An 18,222-nucleotide genomic window follows, 5' to 3' on the forward strand; every position below is an offset into this window, starting at 1 on the left:
AGAAAAACAGAATACTGTATCTGATGTGCGTGCCTGCTCTGATTGTGCTGATGATGTTCTCCTATATCCCTTTTGCCGGGATATGGATGGCGTTTACCGATTTCAATGTGGTCGACGGCATCTTCGGCAGTAAATTTGTGGGTCTGGACAATTTCAAATACTTTTTCTCGGAAAACAGCATGGGATGGAAGGTTACCTATAATACGCTGTACATCAACTTTTTTGGTCTCATATTAGGCATTATCATTCCTGTCAGCATTGCCATTCTGATCAACGAAATCCGGCATAAAACCTACAAAAAAGTCGCTCAGAGTATGATGTTTTTTCCCTATTTCATCTCGTGGGTCGTCGTTGGAGCGATTCTGTATGGGATCTTCTCTACAGATGTGGGTGTTGCCAATCATATTCTGGAGTTCTTCGGAGCAGAGCCGATAAGGTGGTACTCGGAGCCAAAGTATTGGAAATGGATCATCATTCTGTCGAGCGTCTGGAAATGGAGCGGGTACAGCTCCATTATCTATATGGCGGCGATGTCCAATTTTGATGGAAGCTTATACGAAGCGGCTAAGGTGGATGGCGCCAACAAATTGCAGCGGATTTTTTACTTGACCGTGCCCATGCTGAAACCAACCATCATTGTCTTGAGCTTGCTGAGCGTCGGCAGGATCTTCTACGGGGACTTTGGCATGATTTACGGTATTGTGGGCAACAACCCGGTCTTGGCTGAAGAGGTAACGGTCATCGATACCTATGTTTATCAGTCGATGCGTACGCTGGGCTTTTCTTACTCTACGGCAATTGGGCTATTTCAGTCCTTGATGGGATTGATCCTGATTACGGCTGCAAACCAATCGGCTAAGAAAATAAATGACGGAGAGGGTCTATTTTGATGAGACAAAAGAATAGATTGCTTGGCGATCAATTGGTGATAGCCTGTGCCTATGGATTCATTGGCTTATTCGCACTCGTGTGTCTGTATCCCCTTGTTTTAACCTTAAGCGTATCCTTTTCTTCGGAACAGGCCGTTGCGAGAAACGGCTATTCGATCATCCCCTTAAGTCCCAGCTTGGATACCTATAAATATATCTTTGTTAATAGTGGTATGAAACTGCTCAAATCCTACGGAGTAACCCTGTTTGTAACCACTGTGGGTACGGTAGGGGCCCTGCTAATTACCAGCATGATTGCATTTTCCCTATCCATCAAAAAGCTGAGATACCGCAACGTGCTCGCATTTATTAGCAACTTTACGATCATCTTCTCGGCCGGCTTGATTCCGTGGTACATGGTCAGCGTCAATTATTATGGACTGAAGAACAGCATTCTGGCCTTGATCTTGCCTTCCATATTCAGCGTATGGAACATGTTTCTGATGCGCACATACTTTGCAAGCATCTCTCCATCTTTATATGAAGCTGCTGAGATGGACGGCGCCAATTATTTTACGATCTATGTAAAAGTAGCCCTCCCATTAAGCAAGACCGCATTGCTGACGGTTGGATTAATGTATGCGCTTCAATATTGGAATGATTGGTGGCATGCTCTGATTTTTATTAACGAACGCGATTTATTTCCGCTGCAATATTTCCTCTACAACATCCTGTCGAACGTCAATGCGATAAGCTCCGGACGTATTCCATCAGGGGCGTCAGGTAACATCACATTGCCAGCGGAGACCGTGAAGATGGCCATTACGGTCATTACGATCGGGCCGATCATATTCTTGTACCCTTTCATTCAAAAATACTTCGTGCACGGGATTATGGCCGGTGCGGTCAAAGAATAGACGCCTGCGTGGTTACTGGCCGATTCCGGCTTTTAACATAGATTAACCATTTTATTAGGGAGGGTCTTTCATGAAAGCAAGGAAAATGCTGATCTTGTTGGTTTTATTGATCGCGTCCGTTTCGGTTATGGCGGGATGCAGCGGCAAAAAAGAGGGGGCAGCCGAGCTCGAAACCGTCACGATTTTGTACCCGGGGGAGCGAAGCGATCGGATGGGCGAATTTCTGGATAACGAATTCGCGGAGAAGATGGCAGCCGATCTTGGTTTGAAGGTTGAAGTCGTATTTGTGCCGTGGGCTCAGTATTGGGAACAAAAAGATATCATGCTGGCCGCAAATGAACCGATCGATTTATATTGGGATGGCCTCCCGGACCTTTCTACCATCGTCAACAAGAAACAAGCCATGGTATTGGATGATTTAATCGAGAAATATGGTCAGGATATGTTAAAAGTCCTGCCGATGGAACAGCTTCAGGGCGCAACGATCGATGGGAAGATTCATGGCATTCCATCCGCATATGCACCGTCCTCCGCCATGTACCAGCTGGTGGCCGTTCGTCAGGATATTCTCGAAGCGGTGGGGATGACCGACTTGAAGACAGCTGACGATTTAAAGGAATTCGCAACCAGGGCGAAAGAGAAATTCCCTGAAATGAAGGGGCCCGCCGATATTGTCTTTAAGCCGTTGACCCGATATTTTAGCGATGAACAATATAACTGGATCGCCGTAGAAGATTTGGTCGTATTCGGGGAAGACAGCAAAAAAGCATACAGCTACTATGAAACGGAAGCGTTCCAGGAAGTCGCGAAGTTTAACCGCGGAATGTATGATGCGGGGTTATATACAGAGGATTTGACCATCAAATACAATGAGAGAGACTCCCGCATGCAGACAGGCTTATATTTATGGGTTGAAGGATCTTTGGGCAAGGAAATGGAAATTGTCGATGCCATCAAAGCCAATGCGCCGAATGCCGAGATTAAAACGTACCTGTTAGCCGAGGATAAACCGCGTTATGTGACAGCCACAGGCGGAGAAGTTCTTGGCATACCAGTAAATGCTCCTAATCCGGAAGGAGCCATGAAATTCGTGAACTGGATTTATAAATCCCAGGAGAATTATCTGTTTGCTCTCTATGGCATCGAAGGCAAGGATTACGAGATTGTAGATGGAAGAATCAATAAGCTCACCGCTAGCGAATTCTTCTATGAATGGATGTTTAGAAACCAAAATTACCAATTGTTCGGGCCGAGTGTGGCCCAAGAGTCCATCGATAAGTATAAGAGCTGGGATGAGAAGGCTATACGATCCGATTCATTGGGCTTCCGATTTAACAATGAGAAGGTCAAGTTAATCGAGACGGCTCTGAAAGAAATTGCGGGCAAGGATTTAGCCGCTATACGTTCCGGTTTCATCGATTTTGAGACAGAGTATCCCAAAGCCATCGAGAAGCTGAAGGCCGCGGGCATTGATGACTATGTCGCTGAAATCCAGCGTCAGTTGGACGAGTTTTTGGCTGGGAAATAAATGCGTGTTCAAACTTGAGAAGAAGCAAACCCCCAGTCTTGAACAAGACCGGGGGTTTTTGGCATTGGATGCCATCTCGCTTAATAAGCCTTCATTGACAATAAGTGTAATTCTTGTGTACACTCTTTTTATTCCGACTGTTCAGTATAAATAAAATCAACAAAGATACAGGTGAAGAAATCATGCCCAAATTAGGGATGGAACAAAAACGCAGGGCAGACGTCATTAATGCCACGTTAACCTGCATCAGCATGTATGGGATTGACGGCATGACCCTGGATAAGGTTGCTGATCATGCGAACTGCTCCAAGGGAGTTGTCACTTATTATTATAAGAATAAGGATCATCTGACGATTGAAGCTTTCAAGTCGTTCTTGGCGTACTATGGACTGAAGATCGAATCAGGCATTGAACATACCATGACATCGGGGGAAATGATGGATCTTGCCCTGAAGTTTATGCTTCCCCCGCTCACCGATGACAAGGATCAAACGATTAATGTGTCGCAGCTGGATGGGGTCGAGAAGATGTATATCCCGCATGCAGATCAAGGCAAACTCTTTGTGCAGTTTTTCTCAAAAGCCATGCTGGATCACAATTTGCAGGAAGTTGTATCGAAGAGTTACGAGGCTGATCTCCAAGGCATCACCAAGATCATGGATTACGGTAATCGGACTGGACATATGTCCGTTGAGGATTCCCACAGCGCTGCCTATGGGCTGATGGCGATGGTTATAGGTTTGAGCTTCTTTAGAGTAGCGAACGTTCCACCAGCCAACGGCGGCGATAACCGGTACATATGTGAGGATTATGTAAGAAGACTTACCGAAACAGGAGGGAACTATGAATATCGAGAAGGTTGAAACAGATGGAGGAACCATAGCGGTCGTAAGCAGCAATGAGATAATGATAAAGGATGTCCTATCCCCATTGGATCTTATGGCAACCGTGCAATATGAAACGGGCAGCCAAAGCTTGCAAGACTTCATATACGAATGCAATAAGGGAAACGATTTCTTTTTCTTGCCGAGTGAACAACAAGGAATTGAACGGTTAAGCAGGTTGAACTAAGAGACGAAAGCGGGAGGAAGACGGTTGTCAGTACCAGGGTTTAATCCAAAAGAATATCCGATGGTAGACATTCCAGCAGGCGAAATTCAATTAAGGGACGACCGAATCAAATCTTCGTGGGCGGTTGAAGTGAATGCTTTTCAGCTTGCACCGATTCCTGTTACAAAGGCGTTATATTTCTCGCTTATGTCGCAGTTGGCAGGATTCACTGATGTCATGCAGGCTCCGGTCGTCGATGTATCATGGAATGATGCGATTCACTTCTGTAATATGCTATCTCGGCACTCAGGTCTAGACGAGTGTTATTCGGCCACGGAAGATGGTGAGTGTGTGGTGTGCAACTGGGAGACGGATGGGTACCGCCTACCGACGGAAGCGGAATGGCAATATGCGTGTAGGGCCGGGAGTGATGGCTATCGTTACGGAGAGCTTGATGACATCGCTTGGTATGAAGGGAATTCCGGGGGCGCCCTGCATGTGGTAGGCAAAAAGCATCCGAATGCCTGGGGGCTTTACGATATGCTCGGAAATGTGTGGGAATGGTGTTGGGATATATACGATCCGGACGTATACGGCTCATACAGAGTATTCCGCGGCGGAAGCTGGGCGGAAGAGGCCAGGGGCTGCGGGGCGACATGCCGCCGTCGTAGCCACCCGACGTTTCGGATTGAGGATCTCGGGTTTCGTCTGGCCAGATCCATTGTACAGTAAAGCTGATCCTTAATGGATTAGCTTTTTTTGCGTTCGACAATAGCGTTCTGGACGGACTCCAGATTGGCACCGACCCCAACGGAGTGGGTTCCTTTCCTCATGAACCAATACATCCACCCCCTATATGTTAGATAATATAACATAAAATACCTCTTGTTTTTGCTTATAGACAACGCTGGAAGACATCAGTAAGATGAGTTTAACTTTTTTGCGGGAGGTGTGGAGGAGCTAGTGGGAGTCATCATTGGTATCGCCCTAGTGGTTACTCAGGTTACAGAAATTGAAGAATGAGGGGGATAAGAAGATGCCACATGGACCAACATTCAATAATCCGATTGTGGAGCAAGCAGCCGATCCTTGGGTATGGAAGCATACGGACGGCCATTACTATTTTATGTCGACGAGACGCGATCGTCTGGAGTTGACGCAATCCGCGACCTTGACAGGCCTTGCGGAGGGCCGGAAGAAAACGATCTGGACTCCGGAAGCCGGCGGACGCTATAGTTATAACCTGTGGGCGCCGGAAATTCATCATTTGGATAACAAATGGTACATTTATTTTACGGCAAATGATGGAGGAGGCGACGAGTCACGCCAAATATGCGTGCTGGAGAACGTGGAGCCTGATCCGATGGAAGGCGAATGGGAATGGAAGGGCGCGCTGCCAACCCCTGTACCCGGACTGGACGGTACGGTCATGACCTTAGGGAATCAGCTTTATTTCCTGTATGCCGGGTACGGACATTTCCCGGACTACGGTTCTGCCATATACATCATGAGAATGTCGAACCCTTGGACCTTGACGGGGGACCATGTATTGCTCACGGCCCCGACTCTATCCTGGGAAAAACAAGGCGGAATGGCCATTAACGAAGGTCCCGTTATCCTTCAGCGAAACGGCCGTATCTTCCTAGTATACTCGGCCAGCACCACCTGGTCTGAGGATTATGCGCTGGGAATGCTCACGATGGATGAAACCGCAGATCCGATGGACCCGCTTTCCTGGACTAAATCCATGGAGCCTGTATTTTACAAAAGCGTGGGAAACGGGGTGTATGCCACCGGCCATAACAGCTTCACGCAATCACCGGATGGCAAGGAGGACTGGATCGTCTACCATGCGCTTCCAGCGCCTGGAGCAGATACGGCCTTGCGATCGACCCGCATCCAGAAGTTCGACTGGAAGCCGGATGGAACCCCGGACTTCGGTGTCCCTGCCAGTGATTCGGAGGCCATACCGATACCGTCCGGAGAATCATGTATGCGGATTCATAACATAAACGAGTAGGTATTGCCGAGAAGAACGATGATGACGGCAAAGGAGTGGCAAATGCCGCACTGATGAAGTGAACATTCATAGGATTTTATATAAACCCCCATTCATTACGGATTTTGTGTAATGAATGGGGGTTTATTACGGATAAGAGTGAAACGTGAAGGAATTGCAAATCCATAACGGAAATCGTGTTTTTCCAAATGAAAATCCCTTTGTATAAAGGAATATGTGTTTATTTATCGTTTCCGATATCCTAAATTAAAAGCATGTATTTAAAAAAATGACTCACTTTAGTTACAAAAATTATGTATGAAAGCGTTGACAAGATAAATCAATATGCTTATACTTCGGTTAAAGATACAGGATAATTGTATTAAATGGATGCGTAGAGGTTGGTAATACCGTCAACTTACATGTGAAAGGGGATCCATTGGAATGGTGATGAGGAAGAGCAGCATTTCAGACTGGGGTGCTTAGACACGCCGACGATTGAAGAATGGTAGATAGCAAGCTTTAAACTGGCACCCCTTAAAAACTACGGAATATAGATCCTCTCGACGCTAATGCTGGGGGTGCTCGTCAATTATTCATATCATGGGAGGTTAAGCATGAACAGAACGATGAAGCGTTTTTTCACTCTGTTATTCATATCCATATTGATCATTTCGATGGTGACCGCTTGCAGCGGTAAAGCAAAGAATGAGCCCGATAATACCGTAACCCAGGAGGAGGGCGTCTCCAAAGAGAAGAATGAGGTGACCTTTGAAGATATTAGCGGGGACATACGCGGTAACAAAGCACCAACGCAGGAACAAATCGACGAGGTAAACAGCACGCTGAATGATACATACCTTGGCGACGTTTTCGAAGAAGTCATTCCTAGCGATTATTCCGCTTATCCCGTCAAAGGCGATGTGGTGCTGGATGTATGGATGCCTGCCAACTCCAACATCCCGGATATGAATAATCACTTGGTTCAGAAGCAGGTGGAGAAACTGACCGGCATTAAGGTGAACTTCATTACGCCGCCTGTCGGGCAGGAAGCCGATAGCTTTACCTTGATGATCTCCTCCGGTGAGCTGCCGGACATCATCATTGACCCGGGTCGTTATCCGGGAGGCTTTGAAGCGGGGGTGAATGACGGCGCTTACCTCGATCTGACCGACCTGATGGAAGAGCATGCTCCCAACTATACAGCGTGGCGCAATTCGGACGAAACGAGAAGAAAAACGACCGTGACCGACGATGGTAGGCTGCTGGGCTTCTACGGCATCGCCCCGTATTCCGAATGGATCTGGTTCGGAACGCTGATCAAGCAGGAAGCGCTGGATAAGACGGGACTTCCAGTCCCGACAACAATAGACGAATGGTATGAGTTCCTGAAGAAGTCTAAGGAAGTCGGATATAAAGCTCCACTGAATTACGGATCGACGTACGGTCAAATTTTTACCGGCATCATTAATGGTGCATATGGCGTCTGGGACTGGACCTTCCTGGATGAGAACGGCAAGGTCGCATGGGGTCCTGCGCAGCCGAAAGCCAAGGAATATCTCGCGACCATGCAGCAGTGGAACAAGGAAGGTTTGCTGAATCGGGATTGGGCAACCGCTGATTTCAATCAACGGATGGCTAGCGCGATATCCGAAGATACGGCCGTGATGATGGACTCACCGGATACGATGTGGAGCTATTGGAAAGTGCAGAACGATATTGATTTCGTGGGGGCGCTGAATCCTGTACTTAACAAAGGAGACAAATCCTCGACCACCTATAAAAACTTCAAAAGAACCGGAACCAGTGCGGCCATCACCACCCAGAGCAAAAATGTCGAAGCTGCAATGGCATGGCTGGATTTCAATTATTCCAAAAAAGGCTGGGAGATCATTAACTTCGGAGAGTACGGTACCGTGCACTTGGTGGATGAGCAAGGAATGCCTTATTATCCTGAAAACAGTTATATGTACAATGATCCGGAAGGTCAGCCGGTAGACGTCACACTTTGGAAATACCGCTGGCATAGTTGGCCGAATATCCGCGATGAGCACCACGCCAACCCGTTGATCTCGGCTAAAGGAAGCTATTCGGGAGATATCCGAAAGAATTGGACGGAAAACATGGATACCAGCATGGCGATGCCGCCGATCACGTTCACGAAAGAAGAAGCCTCGCGCGAAGCCGAGCTTGGAAACCAGTTATCGACGCTGCGCGGAGAATACTTTGCGAAGATCATTATGGGCGAATTGCCGGTCGATGCTTACGATAAATTTTTGAAGGAAGCGCAGAGCATGGGGCTGGACGAATTCATAAGTCTCCATCAAGCAGCCTTGGATCGGTATAACCAACGATAGTTTTCATAATAAGAACAGGTGGTTGATTCATGGAGATATTACGGAAAAACAGGGAAATAGACCATGTTCGGACGCCCTCGGAGCCCAAGAATGCCAAGCGGTTGATTCAAAAGGATCTGAAAAAGAATTGGTTCGTCTATCTGATGGCCCTTCCCGTCGTGGCGTGGTTCATTATCTTCTGCTACGGGCCGATGTGGGGCGTTATGATCGCATTCAAGGATTTCAAGCCTTTGCTGGGCTTCGCGGATAGCGATTGGGTGGGCTTCAAGCATTTTATCGATTTTTTCTCCGGACCCTATTTTTGGAGAGTCGTCAAGAATACGCTCCTGCTGAATGTGTGGGGCATCGTGTTTGGATTTACGGCACCGATCATCTTGGCATTGCTGCTGAACGAAGTTCGTTCTTCCAAGTTTAAGCGGACCGTTCAAACCATTACGTATATGCCGCATTTTATTTCACTGGTGGTTGTGTGCGGGATCATTCACATCTTTACGGCCAATGAAGGTGTCGTTACGCAGCTGCTTTCGTTCATAACGGGAAAAGACTACTCATCCCTTCTCGGGTATTCCAATTTGTTTCGGCCGATTTATACCTTTTCCGGAATCTGGCAGAGCATCGGATGGGACAGCATCATTTATCTGGCTGCGATGAGCTCCATCGATCCATCATTATATGAAGCGGCCGATATCGACGGGGTCGGCAGGGTGAAAAAAATGTGGTACATTACGCTGCCTCAGATCAGTCCGGTCATCATCATCCTGTTTATCTTTGCGATCGGCGGATTGATGGCCTCCGGCTACGAGAAAATTATCCTGCTCTATAATCCTTTGATCTATGATACGGCGGATGTCATCGCCTCCTATGTTTACCGAAGGGGCTTGAGGGAAGCGAGCCTAAGTTATTCTACAGCCGTCGGATTAATAAGCTCCATCGTGAACTTCGGGCTGTTATGGATGACAAATACCATCGTGAAGCGCAGATCTGAATCCAGCTTATGGTAAGAGAGAGGGAAGGCTATGGAGGATATCAAGCAACTCAAAGTGAAACGAAGAAGGAAGCATAAAAGCATAGGGGACCGCGTATTCGACTTCACGAACTATACGCTGTTAACCGCATTAACGTTGGTTTGTTTTTATCCCATATTGCATATCTTGTTTGCTTCCGTCAGCGATCCCAGCGCCTTGATGGCCCATAAAGGGGTATTGTTAAGGCCGCTGGGATTCACGCTCGACGGTTACAAACTGGTGTTTAAAGACAACAGCCTGCTGAAGGGGTACATGAATACGATCATTTATGTGGGACTGGGCACCTTGGTCAATATGGTCATGACGATATTGGGCGCATACGTGCTCTCCAGACGGGACTTGTATTTCAAAAATTTTATCATGATTTTAATTACGATCACCATGTTTTTTGGCGGAGGGCTGATTCCCTGGTTCCTGTTAATGAAGGACATCGGCTTGTACAACAATCTGTGGGCGATGATTTTGCCGACCGCTTTAAGCACTTGGAACATCATCATTTTAAGAACCGGATTCCAATCGATTCCGAGAGAGCTGGAAGAAGCGGCATTGATTGACGGCGCGAGCCAGGCCAATATTCTGATCACGGTCATCCTGCCACTATCGAAAGCCACGCTGGCCGTTATCTTCCTGTATTATCTGGTCGGGAATTGGAACTCCTGGTTTAACGCGATGGTCCTGCTGAAGGATAGGGAATTGTTCCCGTTACAGCTGCTCATGAAGGAAATCCTGGTCGCTAATGATTCGACGGCCACCACGATCGGCAGCGCGGGCGGGGTTGTCATTAACAGTGCTCAGAGCTCGACGGCTTTCCGGGAGTTGGTTAAATATTGCGCAATAGTAGTTTCGACCGTGCCTATATTGCTGGTGTATCCTTTCTTGCAAAAGTATTTTGTGAAAGGCGTTTATGTGGGTTCGATCAAAGGCTAGACGTTCAAACGAGCAGATAGAGAGATTGAATAATTAGGAGTGAGTTGTATCATGTTGACAGAAGTTAGCAAGACACAAACGGTTCGCAGCGAATATCCGAGACCCCAGTTTCAGCGCAAAGAGTGGTTGACCCTCAATGGCGAATGGGATTTCCGTTTTGATGATGAAACCATCGGCGAGGATGAAGGGTGGTATCGGGCGGAAGCGATGGCTTCCTTTACACGGAAGATCAACGTCCCCTTTACGTTCCAAAGCAGGCTGAGCGGCATTGAAGATCCTTCTTTTCATGATGTGGTATGGTACCGCAGAACGTTTGAAATCCCGCAGAACTGGAACGGGAAACGGATCGTGCTTCATTTCGGTGCCGTGGATTATATGGCCAAAGTGTGGGTGAACGGGCATTTGGTGGCCATGCATGAAGGAGGGCATACGCCGTTTCAAGCGGACATTACGGCCGCGCTCACGGAAGGAAGCAACACGGTCGTGCTGCGGGTGGAGGATTTCAGCCGCGACGTCACTCTGCCGAGGGGCAAACAATATTGGCTTGAGCATTCGGCAAGCATTTTCTATACCCGTACGACCGGCATCTGGCAAAGTGTGTGGATAGAGCCGGTATCCCCGGTACATCTGAGCAAAGCGATGATGACGCCTGACATTGACCGGAACGAAATTCGCATCCGGACATTCCTTGACGGCTATAAATCTACAGAGGATTTTAAGCTGCAGATCACCATATCGTATAAGGGTGAATTGGTTGCCGAGGATCAGTATACGATCCGAAATGCGGAACAGCTCCGGACTATAGGGCTGAGCGATTTTACGGATCATGGCCTGGGACGCCTCTGGAGCCCCGAGTTTCCGAACTTGTATACCATCGAGTTTCGCCTTGTTCAAGATGGGAACGTTGTCGATCAAGTATCCAGTTATTTCGGGATGCGGAAGGTATCGATCGAGAACGGCAAGCTGTGCCTGAATAACCGTCCGTATTTCCAAAGGCTGGTGCTGGATCAGGGGTATTTCCCTGAGGGAATTCTGACGGCTCCTTCAGACGAGGCTTTGAAGCGCGATGTGGAGCTGGCGAAGGAAATGGGATTCAACGGCGTGAGAAAGCACCAGAAGACGGAGGACCCAAGGTTCTTGTACTGGTGCGACCAGCTCGGCTTGCTGTTATGGAGCGAGGCGGCTAACGCGTATGAATATTCCGAGTCATATGTTCGCCGCTTCACGGCGGAATGGCAGGAGATCATCGAGCGGGACTATAACCATCCTTGCATCGTCACCTGGGTTCCGCTCAATGAGAGCTGGGGCGTTCCCAATATTCAGATGGATAAGCGTCAGCAGCAGCATGGGCTTGCCATGTATCATTTAACGAAGTCATTGGACGATAGCAGGCCGGTTGTTTACAACGACGGGTGGGAGCATATGACCACCGACCTGGTTACTATTCATGACTACGAGAGCCGCCAGGAAGTGCTGGAGGAGCGGTATGCAACAGCCGCTTCCGCGGTGGAAGCCATGCCGGCGAACCGGAGAATATTCGTCGGCGGTGCTTCTTACGAAGGCCAACCCATTCTGGTATCGGAGTTTGGCGGGATAGCCTTTAAGAAGAGCGATTGGGAGGGCTGGGGGTATTCCGGCGCCGAGAACGAGGAGGACTTCCTGATCCGGCTCAAGGCCGTAGTGGATCCGATGTTTTCATCCCCGGTGATCCAGGGATATTGCTATACGCAGCTGACGGATGTTGAGCAGGAAATTAACGGTTTGCTGACGTATGACCGTAAGCCGAAGGCGCCGCTTGAAACCATTCGCAACATCATGACGGGTAAATAGGAGGTGGAGAAATGGAAGGGACGAATGCCTACGAAGGCGTATACCATAACGAGCGAGCAGTTTATTTGAGAGCCGGGGGTTATGAGGCCATCATGCTTCCGGATATCGGCGGGAATTTGATATCGTTCCGGGACCTCGATAAGGGCTATCGGTTTCTGCATGAGCCGACGTCGGAGGAAATGCCGGGATTCAAAGCAAGACCGATGATTCATGGCATTCCGGTATTGTTTCCCCCGAACCGCTATAAAGACGGCCAGTTCCGGTGGAACGGCAAAGTCCATCAGCTGTCGGTCAATGAAGAGGCAACCGGTCATCATCTGCATGGATTTCTGTACAACATTCCATGGGAGGTCGATGAATACGGGCATTCCGGGCAGGAAGCTTATGTGACCGTGTCTGTCCACGTGGATGAACAGCATCCGGTATTCCAAAGCTTCCCGTTCCGGTTCCATATCCAGCTTCGGTATGGCTTAAGCCGGCAGGGGCTATCCCAGCGGGTAACGATTACCAATACAGGCCAAGAAGCCATGCCGTGTTTGCTGGCGTTCCATACGTCCATCAACGCGCCATTTACCAATGGAGGCGACGCCCGGGATTACCGCTTAAAGCTGACCGTCGGGAAGCGGTGGGAGCTGGATGGGCGAATGCTGCCCACCGGATCCTATCAGGAGCTGTCCGCTAACGAGCAGGTCATGCAAGGAGCAGGCGTTTATCCCTTCTTCGAAAGTATGGACAATCATTATACCGCTGTAGCTCAAAATGGAAGAAACCGGATGGAGCTTACCGATCGGGCGGAGAAACTGACGCTGGTTTATGACGTAGGCACCTCCTATAAACAATGGATGATCTGGAACAACGAAGCGACCGAGGGTTTCTTTTGTCCTGAGCCGCAGATCAATCTGGTCAATGCGCCCAATATGGACATGGAAGCCGAAGAAATCGGGTGTTTCAGTCTTGAGCCAAATGAAATCTGGGAAGAGACCAGCAGGCTGTACGTGAAGGGAAGCCGAGGCTAAAGCCATAGGTGACAGCCGGGTAACAGATAAATACCGACAAATTAAACCTAAAAGAAGGAGTTAAACATGACAGAATTAACACTGCCGCGTCCGGAGTACCCCCGCCCGCAATGGGTAAGACCTGAATGGATTAATCTGAACGGTGCTTGGCAATTCGAAATCGATCATGGGAAAAGCGGGAAGGAGCGCGGATTCCATGAGCCGGGACATGATCTATCCGGAACGATCACCGTTCCCTTCTGCCCCGAAAGTAAGCTGTCCGGCGTTGAATATAAGGATTTCATGGCAGCTGTATGGTACAAACGCGATTTTACCGTGCCTGAAGAATGGAAAGGCAGCATCCTGCTTCACTTCGGGGCTGTGGATTACGAGACGGAAGTATGGGTAAACGGTGTATCCGTAGGAATGCATCGCGGAGGATATACGCCTTTTAGCTTTGATATTACGTCGCATGTGATACCGGGCAAGAACGTGATTACCGTCTGTGCGGAAGACGACGTCCGTTCCGGACGCCAGCCGCGCGGGAAACAAAGCGGGCGGTTCCACTCGCACGGCTGTGATTACACCCGTACGACGGGGATTTGGCAGACGGTATGGCTGGAGCAAGTGCCGGAGGCCTATTTGTCCGACATGAAAATAGTGGGTGATCCCGATAATGCCTGCGCGCACCTAGAAGTAAAGATATGCGGAAATGCTGTGGGACATAAACTGAGCGCCTCCGCTCTGTATGAGGGAAAACCTGTAGGGAACGCCAGTGCGGTCGTATCCGGGCCGTCCGTCAAACTTACCATTCCATTGGCGGAGGTTCACTTGTGGGAGGTGGGTCAGGCCAGGCTGTATGATCTGGAATTAACCCTGCAAGGACGGGATCAGGTGAGCGACACCGTCCAATCCTATTTCGGGCTTAGAACCGTCATGCTGGGCGGCATGGCCTTCCGCATCAACGGCAAATCCGTGTTTCAGCGCCTTGTGCTGGATCAGGGATTCTATCCGGATGGGGTCTACACCGCCCCAAGCGATGAGGATCTCCGCAAAGACATCGAAATTTCGATGGGACTCGGCTTTAACGGCGCAAGGCTTCACGAGAAGATGTTTGAACCGCGCTTTCTATACTGGGCGGACCGTTTAGGGTATCTGGTGTGGGGAGAACATGCAAATTGGGGATTGGACATTACCACAACGGAGGGGCTGTCACATTTTCTCCCGGAATGGCTCGAAGGCATGGAACGCGATTTCAATCATCCTGCTCTCATCGGCTGGTGTCCTTTTAACGAGACATGGGACCGTGACGGCGCCAAGCAAAATAACGAAGTGCTGCGCATTGTGTACGAAGTATCGAAAAAGATGGATCCGACGCGTCCCGTCATTGATACGAGCGGTAACTTCCATGTCGTGACGGATATTTTCGATATCCATGATTACGATCAGAACCCGGAGACATTCAAGGAACGATATGAGCCGATGAAGAACGGCGGAGAGGTGTACAATAGCTTCCCGAATCGGCAGCAGTATGAAGGCCAGCCTTATTTCATCAGCGAATATGGCGGCATATGGTGGAATCCGGACCAAAAAGACGAGAAGTCATGGGGGTATGGCGACAGGCCGACCTCCGAAGAAGCGTTTCTGGAACGTTATGCGGGCTTAACGAATGTTCTGTTGGATCATCCGAAGATGTTCGGATTTTGTTATACCCAGCTGTACGATGTGGAGCAGGAAGTGAACGGATTGTACACCTATGACAGACGTTCGAAATTCGATCCCGAGGTGATTCGCCGCATCAATTCCCGCAAGGCCGCGATTGAAGATTGAGCCGTCATCATGACCGTCAAAGAAGTAGGCAGAGTTCAATTCCTGTTTGGTGTATGAATGCATATTATCCGAAAGGAACGTGACTAAAGGATGAAGGTGAACTACCGGAACAAATTATTGCTCACGATATGCGCATTTCTTATTCTTCCTATGGGTCAGGCGACACATGCGGCTACGCTTCAAAACAACTTCTACAACGTGGTCATGCAGGAGGGAGCGGATCCCTGGGTGTATAAACACACCGACGGCTTTTACTACTTCACGAAAACGACCGGCGGTAATGTGACCATCTGGAAGTCCGCACAGCTTACCACGATCGATGCAGCTCCGACAACGGTCGTGGAAACGGGCTGCTGCGGGATCTGGGCTCCCGAATTGCATTATATCAACGGGGCTTGGTATATCTACTACGCCAAGGACGATGGAGATAACGTCAATCACCGCATGTATGTCATGGAGAACACATCGGCGGATCCGATGCAGGGAACCTGGCAGTATAAGGGGCAGATTACGGACCCCACCAACAAGTGGGCGATTGACGGCACGGTGCTGCAAACGGGAGGTCAGTTGTATTTTATCTGGTCCGGCTGGGAAGGAAACACCAATGTGCGGCAGAATCTGTACATCGCCCGCATGAGCAATCCTTGGACGATCGATTCGAACCGTGTCGAAATCGCTAGGCCTACGTATAGTTGGGAAACGAATCATTCCCCGCATGTAAACGAAGGTCCTCAGGTGATTGTGCGAAACGGTGTCATCAGCCTGGTGTATTCGGCAAGCGGAAGCTGGACCAATGACTATTGCCTGGGCCTCATAACAGCCAGCACAACCAGCGATCTGCTGAATCCGGCATCATGGAGCAAACGCAGCCAGCCTATATTCAAGTCCGGTAACGGTCTGTACGGACCGGGTCATCATTCGTTTACCAAGTCACCCGACGGTACGGAGGACTGGATACTCTATCATGTCGCCAAATACAATAATGCCGGGTGGAACCGCGAGGTTCGAATGCAGAAATTCACGTGGCATGCCGACAACACGCCAAATCTCGGCGTCCCGGTGAATCCGAATGCTCCGATAACCTTGCCTTCCGGCGAAGCGGCACACATCCGTTACGAAGGTGAGGAAGGAACATTCGGCGGTATCGCCTATGCATCCCAAAGCCCTAACGGCTCGGGGGGCATGAAGGCCGGGCATATCGATACGCCGGAGAGCTATGTGGAATTCAAGGTACATGCCGCGTCCGCAGGCGAATACATTCTGCTCGCCCGCACGGCGAATGGAACAGCCGGGGGGAATTGGTCCCATCTCATGCTCAGCGTAAATTCCGGTACCGCAAGCAAGTTCCACATCACGAATAAAGGATGGGAGAACTGGGGGCTGTCCACGGCGCGGGTTCAGTTGAAGGCTGGCGTGAACACGATACGTTTTTCAAAAGGCGAGGGATACGGAGAAATCGACTTTTTCGACATTAAGCCGGCCAATTAGGATACAGCGGATGGCATAGCGGGCCGATAAATAAAGAATTATTAGCTTGATCATGGATGGCTTCCGGTTCTCCCGGAGGCCATTTCTGGCTATGAAGGTCATGGTTTTCTACGTCCGACTATACGATGCCCTATGCCAAGAGGCAGGAAAATGACTGGTGTAAGCCTTTCCAGTGTGATTGTTTTTCATTTCATTAAGAAGTAAAATTATTGTAATGAATATGTTTAAAGGAGAGCAGATTTGTGCTGGAACTTGGTTTTAACGACCCGGAAAGATTGGTAATGGTAACCCATGCCTTGTCAACACGTTCTCGGGTTGATATTCTAAGGCTCTTGAATTCCAAGAACTTGAATATTATTGAAATCGCCGAGAAGCTCAAACTCCCCGTTTCGACGGTAGCGAGCAACATCAAAGTGTTGGAAGCGGCTGAGTTAATTAATACGGAATTGCTTCCGGCGTCACGTGGGGCAATGAAGGTCTGCAGCCGGAATTATGATGATATTCATATTGCGTTAAATTTGAAAAACTCGGTACCCAAAGGAGTAACGCATGTCTATGAAGTAGAGATGCCGATTGGCCATTACAGTGATTGCGAAGTATCGCCGACATGCGGAATGGCGAATGCCGACGGGTATATCATAAAGGAAGACGAGCCCGCGAGCTTTTACCATCCCAAGCATGTCAATGCCCAGATCATCTGGTTGCGCAAGGGATATTTGGAATATTTAATGCCGATGGATATTCCGGCCGGAGCTCGCATCGAATCGCTAGAATTGTCCATGGAGATATGCTCCGAGGCGCCCAATTATGATCATAACTGGCCTTCGAACATTTCTGTGTGGGTCAATGGCGTGGAGATCGGCATGTGGACAAGCCCCGGTGACTTCGGGGATCGACGCGGCAAGCTGAATCCGAATTGGTGGTACGATTGGGCAACGCAGTACGGGTTTCTCAAGACATGGCGGGTCGATCATGAGAAGACAACGCTGGATATGGAAAAAGTGTCGGGTGTTACATTGGCTGAGCTGAATCTTTCCGAGAGTCCCAAATTGCGGTTGCGTATCGGCATTAAGCCCGATGCCGTGAATCAAGGAGGGCTGAATCTGTTCGGCCGCCAGTTTGGAGATCACGAGCAGAATATCATCATGCAGGTAAAATATACGATGGATCAGGATGGGGAAGACCTTTAACTATGCATTGTATAAGTGGCCGAAGGCTTAGCTATTGACGAAGAATAGGCAAGTCCAGCAGCAGCTTGTTGGCGGAGAGGTTTCCCGTTTTTTATAAAGGAAAAAGTGGCAGTGCAGAAGGTTTTTCTGTACTGTCACTTTTTTTGTTTACCGTCAGAAGTAGTCGGAGTAAACCGCGAATCCTTATCGATTGAGGATCATTTTCATAAGAAGAGCC

At 49.0% G+C, this 18,222-nt stretch carries 15 protein-coding genes; all 15 read left to right on the forward strand.

The annotated features are described in order from the left end of the window. Positions 1-23 precede the first annotated feature (23 nt). The 15 genes from J7E85_RS17460 (at position 24) to J7E85_RS17530 (ending at position 18,005) form a co-directional block, all read left to right on the forward strand. Entirely contained in the window at positions 24-890 is an 867-nt protein-coding gene (locus J7E85_RS17460; RefSeq protein WP_251035809.1) for an ABC transporter permease, read from the forward strand. Continuing rightward, on the forward strand, positions 890-1,786 hold the full coding sequence (locus tag J7E85_RS17465; protein ID WP_215159883.1) for a carbohydrate ABC transporter permease: 897 nt from the start codon (positions 890-892) through the stop codon (positions 1,784-1,786). Before J7E85_RS17460 ends, J7E85_RS17465 begins: the two co-directional genes overlap by 1 nt. Before the next feature lie 70 nt (positions 1,787-1,856). Next, complete coding sequence (locus tag J7E85_RS17470) at positions 1,857-3,314, forward strand: ABC transporter substrate-binding protein (protein ID WP_215159885.1); 1,458 nt, start codon at positions 1,857-1,859, stop codon at positions 3,312-3,314. A gap of 182 nt (positions 3,315-3,496) precedes the next feature. After that, complete coding sequence (locus tag J7E85_RS17475) at positions 3,497-4,177, forward strand: TetR/AcrR family transcriptional regulator (RefSeq protein ID WP_215159887.1); 681 nt, start codon at positions 3,497-3,499, stop codon at positions 4,175-4,177. After that, on the forward strand, positions 4,158-4,385 hold the full coding sequence (locus J7E85_RS17480; protein ID WP_215159888.1) for a DUF4180 domain-containing protein: 228 nt from the start codon (positions 4,158-4,160) through the stop codon (positions 4,383-4,385). Before J7E85_RS17475 ends, J7E85_RS17480 begins: the two co-directional genes overlap by 20 nt. Positions 4,386-4,445: 60 nt before the next feature. Then, the gene (locus tag J7E85_RS17485) at positions 4,446-5,096 is read left to right on the forward strand and encodes a formylglycine-generating enzyme family protein (RefSeq protein WP_215159991.1); all 651 of its coding nucleotides are present in this window, start codon (positions 4,446-4,448) and stop codon (positions 5,094-5,096) included. A gap of 304 nt (positions 5,097-5,400) precedes the next feature. Beyond that, entirely contained in the window at positions 5,401-6,384 is a 984-nt protein-coding gene (locus J7E85_RS17490) for a glycoside hydrolase family 43 protein (RefSeq protein WP_215159890.1), read from the forward strand. A 596-nt stretch (positions 6,385-6,980) separates the two neighbouring features. Further along, positions 6,981-8,720: an extracellular solute-binding protein gene (locus J7E85_RS17495; RefSeq protein ID WP_215159892.1), complete on the forward strand. Its 1,740-nt coding sequence runs from the start codon at positions 6,981-6,983 to the stop codon at positions 8,718-8,720. A gap of 29 nt (positions 8,721-8,749) precedes the next feature. Then, positions 8,750-9,721 (forward strand): ABC transporter permease, encoded by a 972-nt coding sequence (locus J7E85_RS17500; protein WP_076324224.1) that lies wholly within the window; start codon positions 8,750-8,752, stop codon positions 9,719-9,721. A gap of 15 nt (positions 9,722-9,736) precedes the next feature. Then, on the forward strand, positions 9,737-10,672 hold the full coding sequence (locus J7E85_RS17505) for a carbohydrate ABC transporter permease (protein ID WP_215159894.1): 936 nt from the start codon (positions 9,737-9,739) through the stop codon (positions 10,670-10,672). A 51-nt stretch (positions 10,673-10,723) separates the two neighbouring features. Then, positions 10,724-12,502, forward strand: a complete 1,779-nt coding sequence (locus tag J7E85_RS17510) for a glycoside hydrolase family 2 protein (RefSeq protein ID WP_215159896.1) — start codon at positions 10,724-10,726, stop codon at positions 12,500-12,502. 11 nt (positions 12,503-12,513) lie between these two features. Beyond that, positions 12,514-13,518, forward strand: coding sequence for an aldose 1-epimerase (locus J7E85_RS17515; protein WP_215159898.1), 1,005 nt, complete (start codon positions 12,514-12,516; stop codon positions 13,516-13,518). Positions 13,519-13,584: 66 nt separating this feature from the next. Then, on the forward strand, positions 13,585-15,327 hold the full coding sequence (locus J7E85_RS17520) for a glycoside hydrolase family 2 protein (RefSeq protein WP_215159900.1): 1,743 nt from the start codon (positions 13,585-13,587) through the stop codon (positions 15,325-15,327). Between the two features lie 90 nt (positions 15,328-15,417). After that, complete coding sequence (locus tag J7E85_RS17525; protein WP_215159902.1) at positions 15,418-16,815, forward strand: family 43 glycosylhydrolase; 1,398 nt, start codon at positions 15,418-15,420, stop codon at positions 16,813-16,815. 242 nt (positions 16,816-17,057) lie between these two features. Further along, entirely contained in the window at positions 17,058-18,005 is a 948-nt protein-coding gene (locus J7E85_RS17530; protein ID WP_215159904.1) for an ArsR/SmtB family transcription factor, read from the forward strand. The last annotated feature ends 217 nt before the right edge of the window (positions 18,006-18,222 follow it).

Source organism: Paenibacillus sp. ISL-20 (assembly GCF_018613005.1).
Taxonomy (GTDB): Bacteria; Bacillota; Bacilli; order Paenibacillales; family Paenibacillaceae; genus Paenibacillus_AQ.

What these genes read in the sequence shown, in the direction of transcription:
- J7E85_RS17470 (WP_215159885.1), top strand. Translation starts at nt 1,857, where the DNA reads ATGAAAGCAAGGAAAATGCTGATCTTGTTGGTTTTATTGATCGCGTCC.
- J7E85_RS17515 (WP_215159898.1), top strand. Translation starts at nt 12,514, where the DNA reads ATGGAAGGGACGAATGCCTACGAAGGCGTATACCATAACGAGCGAGCA.
- J7E85_RS17510 (WP_215159896.1), top strand. Translation starts at nt 10,724, where the DNA reads ATGTTGACAGAAGTTAGCAAGACACAAACGGTTCGCAGCGAATATCCG.
- J7E85_RS17465 (WP_215159883.1), top strand. Translation starts at nt 890, where the DNA reads ATGAGACAAAAGAATAGATTGCTTGGCGATCAATTGGTGATAGCCTGT.
- J7E85_RS17480 (WP_215159888.1), top strand. Translation starts at nt 4,158, where the DNA reads ATGAATATCGAGAAGGTTGAAACAGATGGAGGAACCATAGCGGTCGTA.
- J7E85_RS17490 (WP_215159890.1), top strand. Translation starts at nt 5,401, where the DNA reads ATGCCACATGGACCAACATTCAATAATCCGATTGTGGAGCAAGCAGCC.
- J7E85_RS17500 (WP_076324224.1), top strand. Translation starts at nt 8,750, where the DNA reads ATGGAGATATTACGGAAAAACAGGGAAATAGACCATGTTCGGACGCCC.
- J7E85_RS17460 (WP_251035809.1), top strand. Translation starts at nt 24, where the DNA reads ATGTGCGTGCCTGCTCTGATTGTGCTGATGATGTTCTCCTATATCCCT.
- J7E85_RS17525 (WP_215159902.1), top strand. Translation starts at nt 15,418, where the DNA reads ATGAAGGTGAACTACCGGAACAAATTATTGCTCACGATATGCGCATTT.
- J7E85_RS17505 (WP_215159894.1), top strand. Translation starts at nt 9,737, where the DNA reads ATGGAGGATATCAAGCAACTCAAAGTGAAACGAAGAAGGAAGCATAAA.
- J7E85_RS17485 (WP_215159991.1), top strand. Translation starts at nt 4,446, where the DNA reads ATGGTAGACATTCCAGCAGGCGAAATTCAATTAAGGGACGACCGAATC.
- J7E85_RS17520 (WP_215159900.1), top strand. Translation starts at nt 13,585, where the DNA reads ATGACAGAATTAACACTGCCGCGTCCGGAGTACCCCCGCCCGCAATGG.
- J7E85_RS17495 (WP_215159892.1), top strand. Translation starts at nt 6,981, where the DNA reads ATGAACAGAACGATGAAGCGTTTTTTCACTCTGTTATTCATATCCATA.
- J7E85_RS17475 (WP_215159887.1), top strand. Translation starts at nt 3,497, where the DNA reads ATGCCCAAATTAGGGATGGAACAAAAACGCAGGGCAGACGTCATTAAT.